This window comes from Nonomuraea sp. NPDC049684, from assembly GCF_044465345.1.
Taxonomy (GTDB): Bacteria; Actinomycetota; Actinomycetes; order Streptosporangiales; family Streptosporangiaceae; genus Nonomuraea.
Map to the genome: position 1 here is coordinate 961731 of NZ_JBITLO010000002.1, position 19975 is coordinate 981705.

Sequence of the window (19975 nt, forward strand, 5' to 3'; positions counted from 1 at the left end):
AGGCTCGCAGCCGGGACGGACCGCAAGAAGCCGACGGCCCCCACCGGAGAGAACCCGGGCGGGCCGTGGACGGCCGTGGAAGGCCGACGGCCCACACCCGCGAAGCCAGGAACGGGTCTTGAAAGCCAACGGCCCGCCCCCAGGGAACCGGGACGGGCTGTGGAAAACCGACGGCCCGCGCCGGTGGAACCGGGCGGGCCGTACGGGCGCGGGGGAAACAGCCGGTCAGTGGCCGTGACCGTGGCCGTGGCCCTGGCCGGCGGCCGGAGCCTCCTCCTCGGGCTTGTCCACCACGAGCGCCTCGGTCGTCAGGAGCATGCCCGCGATCGAAGCCGCGTTCTGCACCGCGGACCGGGTCACCTTGACGGGGTCGATGACACCCTGGGCGATCAGGTCGACGTACTCGCCGGTGGCGGCGTTGAGGCCCTGGCCGGCGGGCAGCTCGGCGACCTTGTGGGTCACCACGTAGCCCTCCAGGCCGGCGTTCTCGGCGATCCAGCGGGCCGGCTCGACCAGCGCGCGGCGCACGACGCCGACACCGGTGGCCTCGTCGCCGGTCAGGCCGAGGTCGTCGAGCTCCTTGCCCACGTGGATGAGGGCCGAGCCACCGCCGGAGACGATGCCCTCCTCGATCGCGGCGCGGGTCGCGGAGATCGCGTCCTCAAGGCGGTGCTTCTTCTCCTTCAGCTCCACCTCGGTGGCGGCGCCGACGCGCAGCACGCACACACCGCCGGCGAGCTTGGCCAGGCGCTCCTGCAGCTTCTCGCGGTCCCAGTCGGAGTCGGACTGCTCGATGGCAATCTTGATCTCCTTGACGCGGTCCTCGATCGCCTGCTGGTCGCCGGCGCCGTCGACGATGGTCGTGGCGTCCTTGGTGACGACGACGCGGCGGGCCGTGCCGAGCACCTCGAGGCCGACGTGCTCCAGCTTGAGGCCGACCTCTTCGCTGACGACCTGGCCGCCGGTGAGGATGGCCATGTCCTGGAGCATCGCCTTGCGGCGGTCACCGAAGCCCGGGGCCTTGACGGCCACGGAGGTGAAGGTGCCGCGGATCTTGTTGGTGACCAGGACGGCCAGGGCCTCGCCCTCGACGTCCTCGGCGACCACGAGCAGCGGCTTCTTGGTCTGGGCGACCTTCTCCAGCAGCGGCAGGAAGTCGGCGATGGAGGAGATCTTGCCCTGGGTGAGCAGGATGTACGCGTCCTCCAGGACGGACTCCATGCGCTCGGGGTCGGTCACCATGTAGGCCGACAGGTAGCCCTTGTCGAACTGCATGCCCTCGGTGAACTCGAGCTCCATGCCCATGGCGTTGGACTCTTCGACGGTGAGGACACCGTCCTTGCCCACCTTGTCGAACGCCTCGGCGATCAGCTCGCCGATCTTGGCGTCCTGGGCGGAGATGGTGGCGACGTTGGCGATCTCCTTCTTGTCGCCCACCTCGCGCGCGCTGGCCAGCAGCCGGTCGCTGATCTCCTTGGCGGCCTTGTCGATGCCACGCTTGAGCGACAGCGGCGAGGCGCCGGCGGCCACGTTGCGCAGGCCCTCGCGGACCATGGCCTGGGCCAGCACGGTGGCGGTGGTGGTGCCGTCGCCCGCGATGTCGTTGGTCTTGGTGGCAACTTCCTTGGCGAGCTGGGCGCCGAGGTTCTCGTAGCGCTCCTCCAGCTCGATCTCACGAGCGATGGTGACACCGTCGTTCGTGATCGTCGGCGCACCGAACTTCTTGTCGATGACGACGTTGCGGCCACGCGGGCCGAGGGTTACCTTCACGGCGTCCGCGAGGGCGTTGACACCGCGCTCAAGCGCGCGACGGGCGTCCTCGTCGAACTGCAGGATCTTCGCCATGCTGAAAGTCCTCTCCTGGCGTCGAAAGCCCCGGGCCCTCAAGAGCGCCCGGGGCTCGACACAACCGGCTTACTTCTCGATGATCGCGAGAACGTCGCGGGCGGAGAGCACGAGGTACTCCTCGCCGCCGTACTTGACCTCGGTGCCGCCGTACTTGCTGTAGAGGACGACGTCGCCCTCGGAGACGTCGAGCGGAATACGCTTGTCGCCGTCCTCATCCCAGTTGCCGGGGCCCACCGCGAGGACCTTGCCCTCCTGCGGCTTCTCCTTGGCGGTGTCCGGGATGACCAGACCGGAAGCGGTGGTCTGCTCTGCCTCAAGCGGCTGAACCACGATGCGGTCGCCGAGCGGCTTAACGGGAACCTTGGTGGCGGTCGTCACGATCGGACCTCCCCTTCAGATTTGAATGATCTAGAAGAGGCGACCAGCGGGGCCTGCCGTCGCGGGTGTCAGACCTGCCTCGTCGCACGTTGGCACTCTCAAGGTGAGAGTGCCAACAGGAAACATATGCAAGAGGGCCTTGACAGTCAACACGAACGCGTCTGCTCAGAGCGATCAGACGTAGGAACCCTCGGTCAGATCGGCGACGACGCCGGGCCGGGAGGGGTTCCAGCCGAGTTCGGCGCGCGTGCGTGTCGCGCTGATGCGCTGGCCGAGCGCCAGGGCCTCGGCGAAGCCCGCCCCCAGCACCTGGGCCGCCTCGGCCAGCGGCCAGGGCTCGGCCTGCGGCTTGACGCCCGCGGACCGGGCCGCCGCCTCGGCCACCTCGGCGACCGGCACGGCCTCCTCGCTGATGCCGTGGTAGACGCGGGCGCCGCCCCTCTCCAGGACGGCCACGACGAGCTCGGCCAGGTCGTCGACGTGCACGAACGTCCAGGTGTGCGGCTCGCCGCCGTCGGTGACGTAGACCCCGGCGCCGCGCTCGGCGGCCTGCGCGCGCATCACGGCGGGGATGCCGCCGCCGCGCCCGTGGACGACGCCGGGCCGGATCACCGAGCCGCCGCCGTCGATGACCAGCTGCTCGATCTCGTGCCGGTACGCCACGAGCGGAATCGGGTCGGCCGGGCTGCCCTCGTGCCCGTCGGCGGTGGCGCCCAGCACCCACACGCCGCTGGTGAAGACCACCTTCCGGCCCGACGCGGCGAGCACGCCGATCGCGGCGAGGTCGGCCTCCTTGTCGCCGCCGAGCTGCGCGGCGACCACGATCGCGTCGATGTCCGGGGTGATCGCGGCGGCCAGCCCCGCGACGTCGGCCAGGTCTCCGTGACGCTCGTCCGCCACGCCCGGCACGCGCCGGGACCCGTCGGCGGCGGGCCGCACCAGGACGGCCACCTCGTGCCCCTGCTCGGCCAGCCGCTCGACCACCGCGCCGCCGATGTACCCCGTCGCGCCCAGCACCAGCACCTTCATGATGATCCTACCTCGAAAATTTCTACGTTGAACATTTCGACGTCGTGGACAGTACCGCACGATGCCGAACATTTCAACATCGAAGCTTTGGTAGGGTGAGCCACGTGGATGACGCGGTGGACGTGATTCTCGGACAGTGGGCGCGGACACGGCCCGACGTCGACGTGTCCCCGATGGGCGTGATCGGCCGGGTCTCGCGCGCCTCGCGCCTGCTTGAGCGCGGCGTGAAGGACTTCTTCGCCGAGCACGGGCTGGAGGCGTGGGAGTTCGACATGCTGGCCACGCTGCTGCGCAGCGGCGCCGAGGCGACCATGTGCATGAAGGACCTGTCCACCTCGGCCATGGTCAGCCCCGGCGCGCTGACCAACCGGATGGACCACCTGGTCCGGCGCGGCCTGGTCCACCGCTGGCCGGCGCCGCACAACCGGCGCATGACGCTGGTCGCCCTCACCGACGAGGGCAGGAGGGTCGCCGACGAGATGCTCGTCCTGCACGCCGCCAACGAGGAGCGGCTGCTCGCCGGCCTGTCCGAGGACGAGCGGGACGCCCTGGCCGGGCTGCTGCGCAGCCTGCTGGTCTCCCTGGGCGACACCTCCCTGTGAGCGACCCCGGACCAGGAGCGGCGCCCAGTCACGAGCGGTCCGAGCCGCGAGCGGCCCCGATTCCGGGCGTTCCGAGCCACGAATGGCCCCGAGCCGCAAGTGATCCCGAGTTGTGAGCGGAGTGCGTACATGGATCTCGACGCCTTCGGCGAGCTGCTGACCCCGCGCGGGCAGCGGGCGCTCGCCGAGGCCGCGGAGCTGGCCGGGACCGATCCGGTCGCGGCGGCGACCAGGCTGCGCCGCACCTACGACGCGGCGCTCACCTCCGCCGCGCTGACGCAGGCGGCGCTGCGCGAGCGCGCCGCGGCGAAGTTCGGCGCGGAGGCCGCGGTCATGTACTTCACCCCGCATGGTCTGGAGCAGTCCACCCGCCGGGAGGTCGCCGACCACCGCGCCCGGCGCATGGGCGCCGGACGGGTGATCGACGCCTGCTGCGGAGTCGGCGGCGACCTGCTGGCGCTCGCCCGCGCCGGCTGCGAGGTCGACGCCGTCGACCTCGACCCGCTGACCGTCGCCGTGGCGAGCGCCAACGCCGACGCGCTCGGGCTGTCCGCACGGGTGCGGGTGCGCGTGGGCGACGCGGCGCTGGTCCGGCCCGAGGAGTACGACGCGCTGTTCGCCGACCCGGCCCGGCGCAGCGGCAAGGGCCGCACGTTCGACCCCATGGCCTACTCGCCGCCCTGGCCGGTCGTGCTCGACCTGGTCGCGCGGGCGCGGCGGGCCTGCCTCAAGGTCGCGCCCGGCATCCCGTACGAGTTCATCCCCGAGGGCGCGGAGGCCGAATGGGTCTCCTACAAGGGCGAGGTCAAGGAGGCCACCCTCTGGACCGGCCCCCGCGAAGGCGCCGGCCCCGCCCGGCGCGCCACCCTGCTGCCCGGCGGGCACACCCTGACCGCCACCGGGGTCCAGGCACCCGTCGGCCCGATGGGCCGCTACGTCTACGAGCCCGACGGCGCCGCGATCCGGGCCCACCTCGTGGGCGAGGTGGCCGAGCTGATCGGCGGACGCCTGCCCGACCCCATGATCGCCTACATCACCGCCGACGAGCCCAGCCACACCCCCTGGGCCTCCGGGTACGAAGTGGACGAGGTCATGCCGTTCTCGCTGAAAAAGCTCCGCGCGGCTCTCCGCGAACGGCGGATCGGAAATGTCACCATCAAGAAACGCGCGTCCGCGATCGACATCGAACGCCTGCGCGCCGATCTCCGGCTTTCCGGCGAGAACTCGGTCGTCATTATCCTGACCCGCATTCTCGATAAGCCTTCAGTTATCATCTGCAACCCCCTCTCACCTGCCTGAACGCTCCAAAGCGGTCATTCTTCCGCTAAATACGATCTTTCACTTCGACGCCGCCTGACCTTGATCGAAAGGCTAAGGTGGGCGGGCGGGAGTTCTCCCCCTTATGCGGTAACCCGCGTACTCGCCCTTTCATCTGCAAACCGGACCTATCCCACCGCTGCGCGGCAGACCGTCGGCGAGCGAAGGAGCCTTTCGGTGGACCATTCCAACCACACCACCCTTCTTCAGGCAGGCGGCCAGTCCGCCATCTCCGAGAGGATGCGAGACCTCCTCGCGCGCGCCGCCCAGGACCATGTCTACGAGCAGCGCACCCAGGGAGCCGTGCTCGACGAGATCCGCCAGCGTCTTGAAGGCATGGAGTGGCTGCTGCGCGAGGTGCGCGAACGCGAGCTCGGGGGCCTGAGCGGCACGCTGGAGGCGGTGAGCGGGCGGCTCGACGACATCACCGCCAAGCCGCCGATGTGGGCGGAGGGCCTGGCCCAGCACGTCGAGGCCGTGCGCGACCACGTCGACGCCGTCGGGGAGAAGATCGGCCACGTCGACGCCCGGGTCGCGCCGGTGGCCGAGCTGCCGAGCCTGTGGGCCGACCTGGGCACCGTGGGCGAGGCGGTCGACGAGGCGCTCAAACGCCTGCAGTCGGTGCTCGACACCACCGACGGCATCACCCAGAACATGTCCGACTTCGCCACCAAGCTGACGCAGCTCAACTCGAGCATGGAGGCCGCGGCCAGCCGCTTCACCCGGCTCGACAAGTCGGTGGCCGACCTGTCGGGCCGCGCCGAACGGGTCGAGAGCGTGGTCGGCGAGCTGGCCGAGAGCGTCGCGGCCACGTCGCAGCAGGTCGCCGTCAAGATCGACGCGGCCGAGCAGCGCCTGACCGGCCGCCTCGACGACACCGACCTGCACATCGCCGCCCGTCTCGACGAGGCCGACAAACGCCTGGCCGGCCGCCTCGACGAGACCGACGAGCGGCTGACCCAGCGCCTGAACGAGCGCCTCGACCGCGCCGACGAGCGCCTGGCCGCCAAGCTCGACGAGGGCGACCAGCGGCTCACGGTCCGGCTGGCCGACGTCGAGCAGCGGCTCACCGCCCGCCTCGACGAGGCCGACCAGCACCTGGCCGTCCAGCTCGGGGAGAGCGAGCTGCGGCTCAGCGGGCGGCTCGACGGCGTCGACTCCCGGCTCGACCGGGTCGAGGGCCGGCTCATGGGGCTCGACACCCGGCTCACCGGCTTCGACGGCAGGCTGGAGTCGGCCGACGAGTGTCTGGCCGACATCGACACCAGGCTCGACGGCGTCGACGGCCGCATCAGCGGCGTCGACAAGCGCCTCACCTCGGTCGACGGCCAGCTCGGCGGCCTCGGCAAGCGTATGGGCGCCATCGACGGCCACCTCGTCCGCCACGACGACCGCTTCGACGCCCTCGACGGCCGCCTCAGCTCGCTCGACGACCGCGCCTCGGCCACCGACCAGCGCCTGGCCGAGACCGCCGTCCGCAGCGAGGGCCGCTTCAACAAGCTCGACAACCAGATGGAGTCGATCGACGAGCGGCTGGTCGAGGCGGAGGAGCACCTGATCACCCGGTTCGACACCCTCGACGGCCAGTTCAGCGGGCTCGACAGCCGCTTCAACGGCCTCGACACGCACCTCAACGGCCTGGCCGCGCGCGCCGATCAGGCCGGCGAGCACCTGGAGTCGGTCGACGACCGCATCGAGGCCATGAACCAGCACGTCAGCCAGCTCCCGGCCGCCCTGGCCATCCCCGAGCGGGTCGGCGAGCTCATCCAGTCGCAGGCCGGCGCGCAGGCCGACCGCCTGTCGGCCGCCGCCGACGCGCTGACCGAGCTGGTGCGCTCCCGCCCCGACCGCGACGAGCTGAGCGAGACGGTCAGCGGCATCGTGCAGCCGGCCACCGACGACCTCACCAAGCGGCTGGCCGCGCTGGAGGAGACCATGCTGGCGCTGGCCGAGGCCCTGCTCCGGCCCACCAGGACCAAAGACTGACCCGCCCGGCGGTGGGGCACGTCCCGCGCCTCACCGCCGGCCTCAGGCCCCGCCAGGGCTCAGACGTGAACCGTCGTGATGGGCAGCGACGAGTCCGCCGGGATCTCCAGGGTCGAGGGCGTGATGCCCGCCGCCACCAGGTCGGAGCCCAGGGCGGCGACCATGGCCCCGTTGTCGGTGCACAACCCCGGCCGGGGCACCCGCAGCCGCACGCCCGCCGCGTCGCAGCGCTCCTGGGCCAGCGCCCGCAGCCGCGAGTTGGCCGCCACGCCGCCGCCGATCAGCAGGTCGTGCACGTCGTACTTCTTGCACGCCTGCAACGCCTTGCGGGTCAGCACGTCGACCACGGCCTCCTGGAAGGAGGCGGCCACGTCGGGCACGTGGATCGACTGCCCGGACGCCTCGCGCGCCTCGACCCAGCGGGCGACGGCGGTCTTGAGCCCGGAGAAGGAGAAGTCGAGCGTGCCGTCGTCGATCTTGCCCCGGGGGAAGGTGACGGCCGTGCCGGAGCCCTCGCGGGCGGCCCGGTCGATGTGCGGGCCGCCGGGGAAGGGCAGCCCGAGCACCCGGGCCACCTTGTCGAACGCCTCGCCGGCCGCGTCGTCGACGGTCGAGCCGAGCGAGATGACGTCTTGAGCCACGTCGGGCACCAGCAGCAGCGAGGAGTGGCCGCCGGAGACCAGCATGGCGATGCACGGCTTGGGCAGCGGCCCGTGTTCGAGCTGGTCGACGGCCACGTGGGCGGCCAGGTGGTTGACGCCGTAGAGCGGCACGCCGAGGCCCAGCGCGTACGACTTGGCGGCGGCCACGCCCACCAGCAGCGCCCCGGCCAGGCCGGGCCCGGCGGTGACGGCGATGGCGTCGATGTCGGAGAACTTGAGCCCCGCCTCGGCCAGCGCCGCCTCTACCGTGGGCGTCATGGCCTCCAGGTGGGCGCGGGAGGCGACCTCGGGCACCACGCCGCCGTATCTGGCGTGCTCGTCCATGCTGGAGGCGATGGTGTTGGCGAGGAGCGTGTGGCCTCTGACGATGCCGATGCCGGTCTCGTCGCACGACGTCTCGATGCCCAGGACCAGGGGTGCGTCAGCCATCCAGCTTCCTTCTCATCATGATCGCGTCGGTGCCGTCGTCGTAGTAGCGGCGGCGGGTGCCGATCTCCTCGAACTCGAAATGCCGGTAGACCGCCTGGGCGCGCGGATTGTCGGCGCGTACCTCCAGGAAGATCTCGCGCGCGCCCCTGCGCCGCGCCTCGGCCAGCAGCTCGGTCAGCATCGCGCTGGCGAAGCCGGTGCCCTGGTGCTGCTCCAGCACGGCGATGGTCTGCACGTCGGCCTGGTCGGAGGCGACCGCGATGCCGGCGTAGGCGACGATCTCGTCGTCGGCCAGGGCCACCACGTAGTGGCGCGAACGCGGCATGTCGGCCAGCTCGCCGCGCATCATGCCCTCGCTCCACGCGTCGAGCGGGAACGTGGCCCGCTCGATCGCCATGACCGCGGGCAGGTCGGCCTCGGTCATCGGCCGCAGTCTCACGCCGTCACCTTCTTGGGCGCGCCCGGCACCACGGCGTCGGGCCTGCGCAGGTAGATCGGCCGCGGCGGGTCGAGCGGGACGCCCGCGGCCAGCCGCTCGGCGGCCAGCGCGGCCAGCGCGCCCGCGTAGGGGTAGGGCGGGGCGTCGTGGCCGCCCAGCACGTCGGGGTAGAGCCCCGCGCCGGCGCCCACGACCGGCAGGCCATCGACGGGCACGTCGGCGGGCCGGTCGACGAACGGGCCGTCGGCGCGGGTGCGCATGTCCTGGTAGCGCGCCCAGAACACCTCCTTGCGCCGGGCGTCGGTGGCGACCAGGAACGGCTCGCCGAGCCCGCTGCCGTAGGCGACCGCGTCGAGGGTGCAGATGCCGTACGCGGGCACGGCGAGCGTCGTCGCGAGCCCCTGGGCGGTCATCAGCCCGACGCGCAGGCCCGTGTAGGGCCCGGGGCCGCTGCCCGCGACGACGGCCGTCACGTCGCGCAGCGCGGCGCCCGACTCGGTCAGCACGCGTTCGATGGTGGGGACGAGCAGCTCGCCGTGGCGGCGGGCGTCGATCGTCGTGGACTCGGCGAGCACCCGCTCGCCGTCGTGGAGCGCGGCGGTGACGGCGGGCGTCGCGGTATCAAAGGCCAGGACCAGCACGACTGTTTAGCCTACCCGCCGGACGGGTCACACCCAGCCGGTACGCCGTTTCAGCCACTCCAGCGCGACCACTCCCTGCGCCCGCTGGAACGCCCTGAGCGTGGGCAGGCCGGGCGGATCCGGCAGCCGGCCGTGCCGGACGAAGTAGCCGGTCAGGGCCGCGACGACCGCGGTGACCGCCGGGTCAGGATCGTCGAACAGCTCGTGCGGCGCCGGACCGCCCTGCATGCCGACCGACGGCAGCATGGCCACCTGGTCGTACCAGGGCGCGGCCAGGCAGGCCCAGGGCCAGTCGACCACGTAGACGCGGTCGTGCGTGAGCAGGACGTTGTCGGCCCTCAGGTCGGCGTGGACGAGGGTGTCGCCGGCAGCCGCCGCCGCCCAGCCGGACTCCAGCTCGGCCAGCTCGGGCAGGTGGCGCAGCGCCCACGGGTCGAGCCCTGCGGTGTCCTCGTCGAGCAGTCTGCGCCAGCCCTGGAAGGAGTCGCCCATGACCTCGCCGACCGTGCGAGCCTCGATCGGCGACGGGGTGAGCGCGGCGGACATCTCCTTCAGTGCCGTGATCACCCGGTCGAGCTCGTCGCGCCGCCACGGCATCGCGGGGTGGACGGCCTCGACGTCCTCGAAGACCAGGGCGACCCAGCCCTCCAGCTCGAAGGCCGTCAGCAGCTTCGGCGCGGGGACCGACTCGGGGAGCGCGGCGGCGTTCCTGACCTCGGAGCGGTAGATGCGCACGCTGTCGGGGTTGGGCTCGGGGCCGACGGCCTTGACGAACGCGCGCCGGCCGCCGTCGGTCCGCAGGCGCACCGCGGCCGCCGGGGAGAAGCCGCCCTCCTGGGTGACGGCCTCCACGACGCGGCCGCCGAGGAAGCCCTCGACCGCCTCGCGCACCAGCGGGTGGACCTCCTGCCAGGGCACGCGGGCCCCGGACGCCGGCGGGTTGTGGTCAGTGCTCATCGTTCCATGATCAGGCTCGGGACGCGTAGACGATGATGTTGTCGACATATTCGCCTCTGGCGTAGTCGAACTTGCCGCCGCAGGTGACGAGTTTGAGTCCGTCGTCGACGTACACCCGCCGGGCGGGGAAGTGGTCCTTGGAGACCTGTTCGATGGCGTCCACCTTGAAGCTGACGACCTTGCCGTCGCTGCGTTCCACCTTGACGGTCTCGCCCTTGCGCAACTGCCTGAGCTTGTAGAACACGGCGGGGGCGGTCTTGGTGTCGACGTGGCCGATGATCACCGAGGCGCCCTTCTCGCCGGGCACCGCGCTGCCGCTGTACCAGCCGGCCATCTTGGGCTTCTCGTACGGCGGCAGCTCGACCTCGCCGTCCTTGCTCAGCCCGAGCTTCATCAGCGGGGCCTCAAGGTCGAGCGAGGGGATGTCGATGCTCTTGGGCACCACGCCCGCCGCCGGGGTGGAGGAGTTCTGCATGCTCTTGCCGAAGGCGACCAGCAGCAGGCCCGTGACGGCGCCCGCGAGCACCACCCGTCCTGGACGTGCCATCGGTCAAGCCCGGCTGCGCCGCTTGACCATCACGACCGCGCCGCCGACGAGGACCAGGGCCACCAGCGCGCCGGCCGGGCCCAGCGGGATCGAGGACTCGTCGTCGACGTCACGGCCGAAGGTGCCGCCGCCGCCCGCCTTGGGCGCCTTGGTGGGCACGCCGGTCGGGTCGGCCTCGGCCCTGGCCACCTTGAGCGTGGCCTTGCCGACGTCGTTGGTGCCGTCGCACTTGACGTCGACGGTGTACGAGCCGCGCTTGACCGTGCCGGAGACCGTCGCCTCGCCCCGGACCCAGGGCGAGCCGTTCGCCGGGCTGCTGGTCGCGGTCGGCGAGGCCGACCCGGCCGGCACGGGGTTGAGCGGGACGCCGTTGAGGAACGCCCGCGAGGTCGCGGTGCCGGTGTGGGCCGGCCCGCCGGACGGCAGCGGGCAGTTGGCCAGGATCCAGACCTTGGACGTCTCCCCCGCGGTGACCCGGTCGGGGTTGACCTGGACCGCGATGCTCGGCCTCTTGGTGGGCGGCGGGGCGGTCGCGGTGGTCGTGGCCGTGGCCGTCGTGGTGGCGGTGGTGGACGTCGTGGCTGTGGCCGTCGGTGTGCCTGTCGGTGTGGTCTCGGCCGAGGCCGCACACCCGGTCAGCCCGACCACCATGATGGCACCCGCGTACGCGACTCGCCTGACCCTGAGCACCGCCGCACCCCACTTTGCCGTCTTGCACCCAGCATCCACCAAAAAAGCGGATGTCGCCCCTCCTGATACCCAGAAATTCTGGGCAAATCCCTGACCAACGATCATGATTTATGTCTTCGGTCAGGTACGTCAAGGGTGACAGCTTTGCCGGATATTGACGGAGGTTTTAGCCTTAGGCCGGATCAGACGGCGTGTCGGCCCACCGGTCGCCCACCCCGCGCAGGGTCACCAGGCGGGCGTCGTCGCCGGTCTCCCTGTCGATGTGGATCTCCAGCCGGTCTTCGGCCAGCCCCTCGACCAAGCCCTCGCCCCACTCGACCACGGTGACCGACTCCTCCAGCGAGGCGTCGAGGTCGAGGTCGTCGACCTCCAGGTCGCCGCCGAGCCGGTAGGCGTCGACGTGCACCAGCGGCGGGCCCTGCCGCAGCGACGGGTGCACCCGGGCGATCACGAAGGTCGGCGAGGTGATCGGCCCGCGTACCTTGAGACCTTCGGCGATCCCCTGGACGAGCGTGGTCTTGCCCGCGCCGAGCGGGCCCGACAGCACGATCAGGTCGCCGGGCCGCAGGTGGGCCGCCAGGCGGGCGCCGTAGGCCCGCATGTCCTCCGCTGTCGCCAGTCGCACTACAACTCCACTCGCTTGATCAGGTCGCGCAGCGCGTCGTTGACGATCCCCGGGCGCTCCAGCTGGATCAGGTGGGAGGTGTCGGGGATCTCGGTGACCTGCGCCTTGGGCAGCGCCGCCGCGATGGCCCTGCTGTGGTCGGGCGGGGTCAGCCAGTCGCGCTCGCCGTAGACGATGGCGGTCGGGACCGGGTCGAGGACGTGCAGCGCGGACAGCTTGTCGTGGTTCATCAGGGCCGGGTAGAAGGCGGCGAACACCTCGGTGGGGGTCTGCCTGATCATCGACTCGGCGAAGTCGACCACGGTCGGGCTCACGTTCGCCGAGTCGCCGAAGCCCATGTAGCGGGTGATCAGGAACGCGATGTCGCTGCCCGCGTGCCGGGTCTTGTCGATCAGCGCGCCCTTCCTGCCCAGCAGCGACACCGTGGACGGCGCGACCTTGTGCACGGCCTTGGACACCATCGCGGGCAGCCCCAGCGTCAGCTCGGCCAGCTTGCCCGCCGAGGTCGCGATGAGGGCGACCGCCCGGATCTTCTTGCCGAACAGCTCAGGGTGGCTGTCGGCGAGCGCCATGATCGTCATGCCGCCCATCGAGTGGCCGACCACCACGCACGGGCCGGGCACGAACTCCTCGATCACCTCGGCGAGGTCCTGGCCCAGCCGGTCGATGGTGCTGTCGTCGGCCGTCACGCGCTGCGAGCGGCCGTGGGAGCGGATGTCCCACAGCACCAGGCGGTAGTTCTCGCGCAGGTCCTTGCGCTGGTAGTGCCACGATTCGAGGTTGAGGCAGTAGCCGTGGCACATCACGATCGTCAGCGGCGCGTCCTCGGGGCCGTCGATCTCGACGTGGAGCGCCACCCCGTCGGAGGTGACGAGCGTGCGCTCCCTGCCGCGCAGCTCGCCGAACGGCTCGCTGGCCTCCTCGTCGTGCCGCAGCCTGATCCGGCCGACCGCGTAGCGCTTGGCCAGAGCCGCCGCCGCGACACCGGCCGACGCCGCTCCGACGATCGCGCCGGCGATTCCGACCCTGCGCCGCCGTGTTGTCGTCGTCATGTCCCCGATCCTTCTCCGCTCATGGCCGCTCCGGAGTGCCCGCCGTCACATGCTGGTGGACCCGTGGCACCCGGGAACCGATCCTGGTCACGATCTCATGCGTGATCGTGCCGAGGGTATCCGCCCATTCCTGGGCAGTCGGCTCGCCCCCGTCGCCGGGACCGAACAGCACCACCTCGTCGCCCGGCGACAAGGGGTCGTCGCCGACGTCGATCACGAACTGGTCCATGCACACCCGGCCCGCCACTTTCCGGCGGCGCCCGCCCGCCAGCACCTCGGCTCTTCCCGACGCGTGCCGGAGTATGCCGTCGGCGTAGCCGAGCGGCACGAGCCCGAGGGTGGTCTCGTGGTCGGTGACGTAGAGGTGGCCGTAGGAGACCCCTGACTCCTGCGGGACCCGCTTGACGAGCGCGATCCTGGCCGTCAGGGTCATGGCCGGACGCAGCCCGAAGTCGCCCAGCTCGGGCACGGGGCTCAGGCCGTACATGGCGATGCCCGGCCTGACCAGGTCGAAGCGGGCGGCCGGCAGCGTCATGACGGCGGCCGAGTTGGCCAGGTGCCTGATCACCGACGACCCGGCGGCGCCCGCCTGCTCGGCCTGCTTCAGCGCGCTCTCGAACGCCTCCAGCTGCTGCTCGACCGAGGGATGGCCGGGCAGGTCGGCGCAGGCGAAGTGGGACCACAGGCCGACGATCTCGACGACGCCCTCCGCCCGCAGCGCGAGCGCCCTGCTCAGCAGCCCCGGCCAGGCGGCCGGCGGCGCGCCGCCCCTGCTCATGCCGGTGTCAGCCTCCAGGTGCAGCTTGGCCGGACGCCCCACGCGGCGCGCGGCGGCCGCGATCTCGTCGAGCAGGCCCTCGTGGGCGGCCGACAGCTCGATGTCGTGTGCCACGGCCCGGTCGAGGGGCTCGCCGGGGGTGATCAGCCAGGCCAGGACGGGTGCGGTGACGCCGCCCTCGCGCAGCGCCAGCGCCTCGGCGACGAAGGCCGTGCCCAGCCTGGACGCGCCGCCCTCAAGGACGGCCCTGGCCGAGGGCACCAGCCCGTGGCCGTAGGCGTCGGCCTTGACGGCCCCCATCAGCTCGGCGCCGCCCGCCCGCTCCTTCAGCAGGGCCACGTTGTGCCGGATCGCGGACAGATCGACCCGCGCCTCGGCGGGGGTGGCCATCGAGGAGTACATCTCTCCAGTGTGGCAGCTCAGACGGGTGGTCGAGCGCGGTTCGCGCCGCTCAGGGACAGGGTTCGCCGTGGACGGAGCGGATGGCCTCCGGGACGGCCGCCGCCACCCCGGCCGAGGTGAGCGGCGCCCCGCGGGCGGCCAGCCGGCCGGCCAGCCCGTGGACGTACGCGCCGACCGAGCCCGCGTCGTAACAGCACAGCCCCTGGGCCAGCAGCGCGCCCGCCACGCCCGACAGCACGTCGCCGGTGCCCCCGGTGGCCAGCCACGACGTGCCGGTCTCGTTGACCCGGACCGGCCTGGCCTCCTCGGCCACCACCGTGGTCGAGCCCTTGAGCAGCACGGTCACGCCCAGCTCGGCCGCGGCCCGGCGGGCGTGCTCCAGCCGGGCGGCCTCGATGTCGTCGCGGCTCACGCCGATCAGCCGCGACAGCTCGCCCGCGTGCGGCGTGATCAGCACGGGCGCCCGCCTGCGCAGCAACGACCGGTCGCGGGCCACCAGCGTGAGCCCGTCGGCGTCGATCAGCACCGGGACGTCCGAGGCCAGCACGCGGGCGGCCAGCTCGTGCGCCCAGTCGCCGGTGCCGAGCCCCGGGCCGAGCAGCCACGCCTGGACGCGGCCCACGTCCTCGACGGACGGCCGGTCGAGCGGCGTGATCACCGCTTCCGGCCAGTGGGCGCGCACCTGCTGGACCGGCTCGTGGGTGCCCGCGTAGCGGACCAGGCCCGCGCCCGCCCGCAGCGCGCCGCCCACGGCCAGCACGGCCGCGCCGGTGTACAGGTCGCTGCCCGCGGCCACCCCGAGCACGCCCCTGCGGTATTTGTCGGACTCGTTGCCGGGCCTGGGCAGCAGGTCCTCCACGTCCGCCCGGGTCAGCGCCGCGACGTCGGGGTCGGGCAGGAAGGGGCCGAGCCCGATGTCGACCAGCTCGACCCGGCCCGTGTGCGCGGCGCCCGGATCGACCAGCAGCCCCGTCTTGTACGCCCCCATCGTCACGGTCACCCGCGCCCGCACCGCCACGCCCGCGACCCGCCCGGTGCTCGCCTCGACGCCGCTCGGCACGTCGACCGCGACGATCGTGCCGTGGGCCTGGTTCGCCTCCCGCGCCAGCCGGGCGTACGGCTCGCGCAGCGCGCCCGCGGCCCCGATGCCCACCAGCCCGTCCACGATCAGGTCGGCGTCCCGCACGGCTGACGGGCCGGCAACGCGGCCTCCGGCGTCGCGGAAGGCGCGCAGGCCGCCCTCGTGCGTCTTCGCGCCGGCCAGGACCGCCTCGACCCTGGCTCCCCGGCGGGCCAGGCGCTCGCCGGCGTAGAGGGCGTCGCCGCCGTTGTCGCCGCTGCCGACCAGCAGCACGACGCGGGCGCCGTACACCCGGCCGAGCAGGTCGGCGCAGGCGGCGGCGAGACCGTGGGCGGCCCGCTGCATGAGGGCGCCCTCGGGCAGGCGGGCCATCAGCGTGCGCTCGGCGTCCCGGATCTGGTCGGCGGTGTAGGCGGTCTTCATGGCCTCACTCCGTTCGGCTGCTCGGTCGCCATATGCCGCCGCCTTCCCCCGCTCCGGTCGTTGCGCTCGCGCCGCTCCCGCACGCGACGGAACCCCCTCGCGCGCATGATCCGAAACTATCCCTCCGCGATCACATAGGCCACGGCGACGCCCCCGTCATGGCTGAGCGACAGGTGCCAGCGCTTGACCCCGAGGCCGTAGGCCACCTCGGCGACCTTGCCCGACACGTGCAGCTCGGGCTTGCCCAGCTCGTCGCAGCGCACCTCGGCCTCCAGGTGCCCGAGCCCTCTCGGCGCGCCGAGCGCCTTGGCCACGGCCTCCTTGGCGGCGAACCTGGCGGCCAGCGAGTGCGCCGGCAGCGGCCGTTCGACGTCGGTGAACAGCCGCTCGCGCAGTTGCGGCGTACGTTCGAGAGCCGCCTCGAAGCGGGCGATGTCGACGATGTCCACTCCGATACCCAGGATCATCGTCCCAGGCTACTCAGAACAGGCCGCGCTCCCACGGCCCCCAGATGGCGAACGAGCGCCCCCGGACGGCCTGGACGTTGACATAGAGCGTCTGGCCGCCCGGCCCGAACGTCGAGCCGGCGAACTCGGCGCCCGGATCGCCCGGGATCGGCTGGAGGCGGCAGAAGTCGAAGATCTCGCCCGTCCTGGTGAGGCCGCGCAGGAAGTTGTCGCCGTCGCCGTCCTCGCAGAGCACCAGCGTGCCGCGCCGGCTGACGGTCACGTTGTCGGGCAGGTCGAGCGCCGACGAGCGCGGCGACTCGTAGACCAGCCGCAGCCGCCCGCTCCACGTCTCGTACGCCCACACCTGCCCCCGCCCGTCGCCGAACCCGGGAGGCGGCCGGTCGCCCGGCGCGGTGGCCCCGCCCTGGGTGGAGACGAAGTACACCACGCCCTGGTGGAAGACCGCGCCCTCCAGCCTGGCGAAGATCGCCGCGCCGCCCGCGCGCCCCTGCCGGCCCACCGCCTGGACGGCCTCCTCGTACGGCGGCCTGCCGGTGAAGCGGGGGTCGGGCTCGTCGATGTCCACCCAGCGCGTGGCGTAGGAGACCCCCGCCCGCTGCCCGCGCGACAGGTCGGCGCGCTGCTCGCCGTCGACGGCGAGCATCTGCAGCCGGCCGCCGTCGAGCAGCCGGCCCTCCCGCATCGGGTGCCTGGGCGGCAGGTAGCGGTAGAAGCCGGAGGGGAAGGAGAAGTTGTCCTCGGTGAGGTAGACGGCTCCGGTGGCGGGGTCGAAGGCGGCCGACTCGTGCGGGAAGCGGCCGGCCGACCTGATCGGGCGCGCGCTCGCGACCCCGCCGACCGGCACCTCGAACAGGTAGCCGTGCCTGCGCCTGAGCTTGCTGTTGTCGCTCCCGGATGGGTCGTCGCCCACGTCGGGGCCGTTGACCGTCTCCTCGCAGCTCACCCAGGCCCGCCAGGGCATGGGGCCGCCGGAGCAGTTGGTCATGGTGCCGTTGAGCGAGGGGGCGCTGCTGATCACCTCGCCGTGGCGGGTGACATGCAGGGTCGAGGTGCCGCCGCCGGCCGCCGGGTCGTAGGCGGCGCCCTTGTCGCCGAACGCGCCGACCGGGCCGGTGACCTCGTGGTTGCGTACGAGGATCGTGCTGCCCTTGGGGCCGCTGAAGGCCGCCATGCCGTCGTGCCTGCCGGGGACGGTGGAGCCGTCGGTGAACCTCTCGCCCGCGGCGCTGAACGAGCGGTAGCGGAAACCGTCGGGGAGGTGCAGGCGCACCTTGCCGTCGCGCAGGTCGGCGACCGGTCGCAGCGGTCCGTAGCCGACGGCGGGCCGCGCGCCGCCCCTGGCCCCGGCGCAGGCGACCCCGGCGAAGGGCCCGGCCACGGCCAGCACGTTGGCGAGGAAGCGACGGCGATCCACAGGACCTCCCGGGAGGCTACGTCCGGAACAGTAGCCGCCCGCCGGTTCCGGCACGCCCGGATCGTCAGGACCGGTCTTTCTTCCCGGAATCATGCTTTGGTAATCCCACGTTTTTATCCACAGGCTGTGGATGTCCGCCGCGCCGCACCCGCCCATGATCGCATTTGTCCCCCATCGCTACGCTGCCTAGGTGAACAACGGCTACGTGGAACTGAGCAGGGAGCAGTGGAGCGAGCTCCGCAAGAACACGCCCTTGACTCTCACCGCAGACGAGCTGGAAGACCTGCGCGGCGTCGATGACCCCATCGACCTCACCGAGGTCACCGACATCTACCTCCCCCTGACCCGGCTGCTCAACCTGCACTTCACCGGGTCCAAGCAGCGCAGCAGCGTGCTGAGCGCCTTCCTCGGCGACGCGGGGACGCGCGTGCCGTACATCCTGGGCATCGCCGGCAGCGTCGCGGTCGGCAAGTCGACCACGGCGCGGTTGCTGCACACCCTGCTGGCCCGCTGGCCCGAGCACCCGCACGTGGAGCTGATCACCACCGACAGCTTCCTCTACCCCAACGCGGTGCTGGAGGCCAAGGGCATCATGCAGCGCAAGGGCTTCCCGGAGAGCTACGACCGGCGCGCGCTGGTCAGGTTCGTGGCGGAGGTCAAGGCGGGCGCTCCCGAGGTGTACGCGCCCGTCTACAGCCATCTGGAGTACGACATCGTCCCCGGCGCCCGCCAGGTCGTAAGAAATCCGGACATCTTGATCATCGAGGGGCTGAACGTGCTCCAGCCCGCCCCGCCCACGTCCCTGGCCGTCAACGACTACTTCGACTTCTCCATCTACGTGGACGCCAAGGTCGAGGACATCCGCACCTGGTACGTCGAACGCTTCCACAAGCTGCGCCGCACGGCCTTCGAGGACCCGAAGTCCTACTTCAAGTACATCGCCGAGCTCACCTACGAGCAGGCCACGGACTTCGCGGTCAACGTCTGGCGCGACATCAACGAGCGCAACCTGGTCGAGAACATCGCCCCCACCCGGGGACGCGCCGACCTCGTCCTGCAGAAGGGCGCCGACCACGCGGTCAGGCGGGTACGGCTTCGCCGGACCTGAACACCTCGTCGAAGACGTAGGCGGCGAACCGGCCCGCGCACTCCTGGTCGTCGATGTCGGCGAACCAGCAGTCCTCACCGTGATCGTGGCATCTGAAGCGTGTCATGTGAGGCAGCCTCGCGTACGACGGTCAACGCGACGTCAATGTCCGATGGACAACAATGGCGGGGTGCTGCATCTCCGACTGATCATCCCCGCCGAGCGCACCGACGAGGCCGTCGCGCTGCTGCAGGAGTGCACGGGCGTCACCAACGTCATCGTGCTGCCCGGGGCGGCCCGCGAGCCGGCGGGCGACGTCGTCCTCTGCGACGCCGCCCGCGAGGCGGCCAACGAGGTGATCAGCCGGCTCAAGTGGGTGGAGGACGTCGGCTCGATCGCCATCGAGCAGGTGGACCTGTCGCTGTCCAGGGCCGCCACGGCGGCGGTCGAGGAGGCGCCCGGCGACCCCGACGACGCGGTGGTGTGGGAGGAGCTGGCACACAAGGTCTCCAGCGAGTCCCGCATCACCTGGGCCTACCTGGCCTTCCTGGCCATCGCGACGCAGCTCGCGGGCATCGGCGTGCTGCAGAACTCGCCCATCCTGATCGTCGGCGCGATGGTGCTCGGCCCGGAGTTCGGCGCGATCGCCGCGATCTGCTTCGGCCTGCTGGGCCGGCGCGGACGCCTGATCACCACCGCTCTGCGGACCCTGGTCATCGGCTTCACCGTCGCCATCGCCATCACCTTCGCCTGCGCGCTGGTCTCCAACTGGCTGGGCTGGATCGACATCGGCAACCTGAAGGTGAACGCGGAGGTGCAGTTCATCGTCAAGCCGGACAAGTGGTCGTTCATCGTGGCACTGCTGGCGGGGGCGGCGGGCGTCCTGTCGGTGACGGCGGGCAAGTCCTCGGCCCTGATCGGCGTGTTCATCTCGGTCACCACGGTCCCGGCGGCCGGCTACCTCGCCGTGGCGCTCGGGCTCGGCGACTGGGCGGAGGTCGCCGGGTCGATCTCGCAGCTAGCGGTGAACATCCTCGGCATGGTCATCTCGGGCACCGCCACGCTGGTGGTCCAGCGGAAATTCTGGCCTCAAGTAGGACAGCGTTCATCCGTGTGAA

Annotated in this window: 21 protein-coding genes; 5 read left to right on the plus strand and 16 right to left on the minus strand. The window is 71.9% G+C overall.

Annotated elements, in window-relative coordinates; genetic code table 11:
* Nucleotides 1-225 precede the first annotated feature (225 nt).
* The 3 genes from groL to ACIBST_RS10205 all read right to left on the minus strand — a co-directional run bounded on the left by groL (nucleotide 226) and on the right by ACIBST_RS10205 (nucleotide 3255).
* Nucleotides 226-1845, minus strand: coding sequence for a chaperonin GroEL (gene groL, locus ACIBST_RS10195; RefSeq protein ID WP_352318685.1), 1620 nt, complete (start codon nucleotides 1843-1845; stop codon nucleotides 226-228).
* A gap of 69 nt (nucleotides 1846-1914) precedes the next feature.
* Entirely contained in the window at nucleotides 1915-2229 is a 315-nt protein-coding gene (gene groES / locus ACIBST_RS10200; protein ID WP_226899011.1) for a co-chaperone GroES, read from the minus strand.
* Nucleotides 2230-2400: 171 nt separating this feature from the next.
* Nucleotides 2401-3255, minus strand: coding sequence for an NAD-dependent epimerase/dehydratase family protein (locus ACIBST_RS10205; RefSeq protein ID WP_397170655.1), 855 nt, complete (start codon nucleotides 3253-3255; stop codon nucleotides 2401-2403).
* 104 nt (nucleotides 3256-3359) lie between these two features.
* Here ACIBST_RS10205 and ACIBST_RS10210 point away from each other — a divergent pair, with 104 nt between their 5' ends.
* The 3 genes from ACIBST_RS10210 (at nucleotide 3360) to ACIBST_RS10220 (ending at nucleotide 7160) form a co-directional block, all read left to right on the plus strand.
* Nucleotides 3360-3857: a MarR family winged helix-turn-helix transcriptional regulator gene (locus ACIBST_RS10210; RefSeq protein ID WP_397170656.1), complete on the plus strand. Its 498-nt coding sequence runs from the start codon at nucleotides 3360-3362 to the stop codon at nucleotides 3855-3857.
* Nucleotides 3858-3986: 129 nt separating this feature from the next.
* Nucleotides 3987-5156 (plus strand): methyltransferase domain-containing protein, encoded by a 1170-nt coding sequence (locus ACIBST_RS10215; RefSeq protein WP_397170657.1) that lies wholly within the window; start codon nucleotides 3987-3989, stop codon nucleotides 5154-5156.
* 258 nt (nucleotides 5157-5414) lie between these two features.
* Nucleotides 5415-7160: a hypothetical protein gene (locus ACIBST_RS10220; RefSeq protein ID WP_397170658.1), complete on the plus strand. Its 1746-nt coding sequence runs from the start codon at nucleotides 5415-5417 to the stop codon at nucleotides 7158-7160.
* Nucleotides 7161-7219: 59 nt separating this feature from the next.
* On the opposite strand, the gene tsaD is transcribed toward ACIBST_RS10220, so the two are convergent.
* The 12 genes from tsaD to ACIBST_RS10280 all read right to left on the minus strand — a co-directional run bounded on the left by tsaD (nucleotide 7220) and on the right by ACIBST_RS10280 (nucleotide 17770).
* Entirely contained in the window at nucleotides 7220-8251 is a 1032-nt protein-coding gene (gene tsaD, locus ACIBST_RS10225; RefSeq protein ID WP_357982706.1) for a tRNA (adenosine(37)-N6)-threonylcarbamoyltransferase complex transferase subunit TsaD, read from the minus strand.
* Nucleotides 8244-8675 carry a ribosomal protein S18-alanine N-acetyltransferase gene (rimI, locus tag ACIBST_RS10230; RefSeq protein WP_397170735.1) on the minus strand — a complete coding sequence of 144 codons (432 nt, stop codon included), beginning with the start codon at nucleotides 8673-8675 and terminating at the stop codon, nucleotides 8244-8246. The genes tsaD and rimI overlap by 8 nt, the downstream gene beginning before the upstream one ends.
* An 11-nt stretch (nucleotides 8676-8686) precedes the next feature.
* A complete protein-coding gene (gene tsaB, locus ACIBST_RS10235) occupies nucleotides 8687-9331 on the minus strand; it encodes a tRNA (adenosine(37)-N6)-threonylcarbamoyltransferase complex dimerization subunit type 1 TsaB (protein WP_397170660.1) in 645 nt (214 codons plus the stop codon).
* Between the two features lie 27 nt (nucleotides 9332-9358).
* A complete protein-coding gene (locus tag ACIBST_RS10240) occupies nucleotides 9359-10288 on the minus strand; it encodes a phosphotransferase family protein (RefSeq protein WP_397170662.1) in 930 nt (309 codons plus the stop codon).
* Nucleotides 10289-10298: 10 nt separating this feature from the next.
* Nucleotides 10299-10835 carry a class F sortase gene (locus ACIBST_RS10245; protein ID WP_397170663.1) on the minus strand — a complete coding sequence of 179 codons (537 nt, stop codon included), beginning with the start codon at nucleotides 10833-10835 and terminating at the stop codon, nucleotides 10299-10301.
* A 3-nt stretch (nucleotides 10836-10838) separates the two neighbouring features.
* Nucleotides 10839-11486, minus strand: a complete 648-nt coding sequence (locus ACIBST_RS10250; RefSeq protein ID WP_397170665.1) for a hypothetical protein — start codon at nucleotides 11484-11486, stop codon at nucleotides 10839-10841.
* Between the two features lie 211 nt (nucleotides 11487-11697).
* On the minus strand, nucleotides 11698-12150 hold the full coding sequence (gene tsaE, locus ACIBST_RS10255) for a tRNA (adenosine(37)-N6)-threonylcarbamoyltransferase complex ATPase subunit type 1 TsaE (protein WP_352318666.1): 453 nt from the start codon (nucleotides 12148-12150) through the stop codon (nucleotides 11698-11700).
* Entirely contained in the window at nucleotides 12150-13202 is a 1053-nt protein-coding gene (locus tag ACIBST_RS10260; protein ID WP_397170667.1) for an alpha/beta fold hydrolase, read from the minus strand. The genes tsaE and ACIBST_RS10260 overlap by 1 nt, the downstream gene beginning before the upstream one ends.
* A gap of 19 nt (nucleotides 13203-13221) precedes the next feature.
* Nucleotides 13222-14370: an alanine racemase gene (gene alr, locus ACIBST_RS10265; protein WP_397170737.1), complete on the minus strand. Its 1149-nt coding sequence runs from the start codon at nucleotides 14368-14370 to the stop codon at nucleotides 13222-13224.
* Between the two features lie 61 nt (nucleotides 14371-14431).
* Complete coding sequence (locus ACIBST_RS10270) at nucleotides 14432-15886, minus strand: NAD(P)H-hydrate dehydratase (protein ID WP_397170668.1); 1455 nt, start codon at nucleotides 15884-15886, stop codon at nucleotides 14432-14434.
* Between the two features lie 116 nt (nucleotides 15887-16002).
* Complete coding sequence (locus ACIBST_RS10275) at nucleotides 16003-16353, minus strand: holo-ACP synthase (protein WP_397170670.1); 351 nt, start codon at nucleotides 16351-16353, stop codon at nucleotides 16003-16005.
* Between the two features lie 13 nt (nucleotides 16354-16366).
* On the minus strand, nucleotides 16367-17770 hold the full coding sequence (locus ACIBST_RS10280; RefSeq protein WP_397170672.1) for a PhoX family protein: 1404 nt from the start codon (nucleotides 17768-17770) through the stop codon (nucleotides 16367-16369).
* A 205-nt stretch (nucleotides 17771-17975) separates the two neighbouring features.
* Here ACIBST_RS10280 and coaA point away from each other — a divergent pair, with 205 nt between their 5' ends.
* Nucleotides 17976-18878: a type I pantothenate kinase gene (coaA, locus tag ACIBST_RS10285; RefSeq protein WP_397170738.1), complete on the plus strand. Its 903-nt coding sequence runs from the start codon at nucleotides 17976-17978 to the stop codon at nucleotides 18876-18878.
* Here coaA and ACIBST_RS10290 read toward each other — a convergent pair.
* Nucleotides 18850-18984 carry a hypothetical protein gene (locus ACIBST_RS10290; RefSeq protein WP_352318657.1) on the minus strand — a complete coding sequence of 45 codons (135 nt, stop codon included), beginning with the start codon at nucleotides 18982-18984 and terminating at the stop codon, nucleotides 18850-18852. The genes coaA and ACIBST_RS10290 overlap by 29 nt on opposite strands.
* 63 nt (nucleotides 18985-19047) lie before the next feature.
* On the opposite strand from ACIBST_RS10290, the gene ACIBST_RS10295 reads away from it, so the two are divergent.
* Nucleotides 19048-19974 (plus strand): DUF389 domain-containing protein, encoded by a 927-nt coding sequence (locus ACIBST_RS10295; RefSeq protein WP_397170673.1) that lies wholly within the window; start codon nucleotides 19048-19050, stop codon nucleotides 19972-19974.
* Nucleotide 19975: the final 1 nt, after the last annotated feature.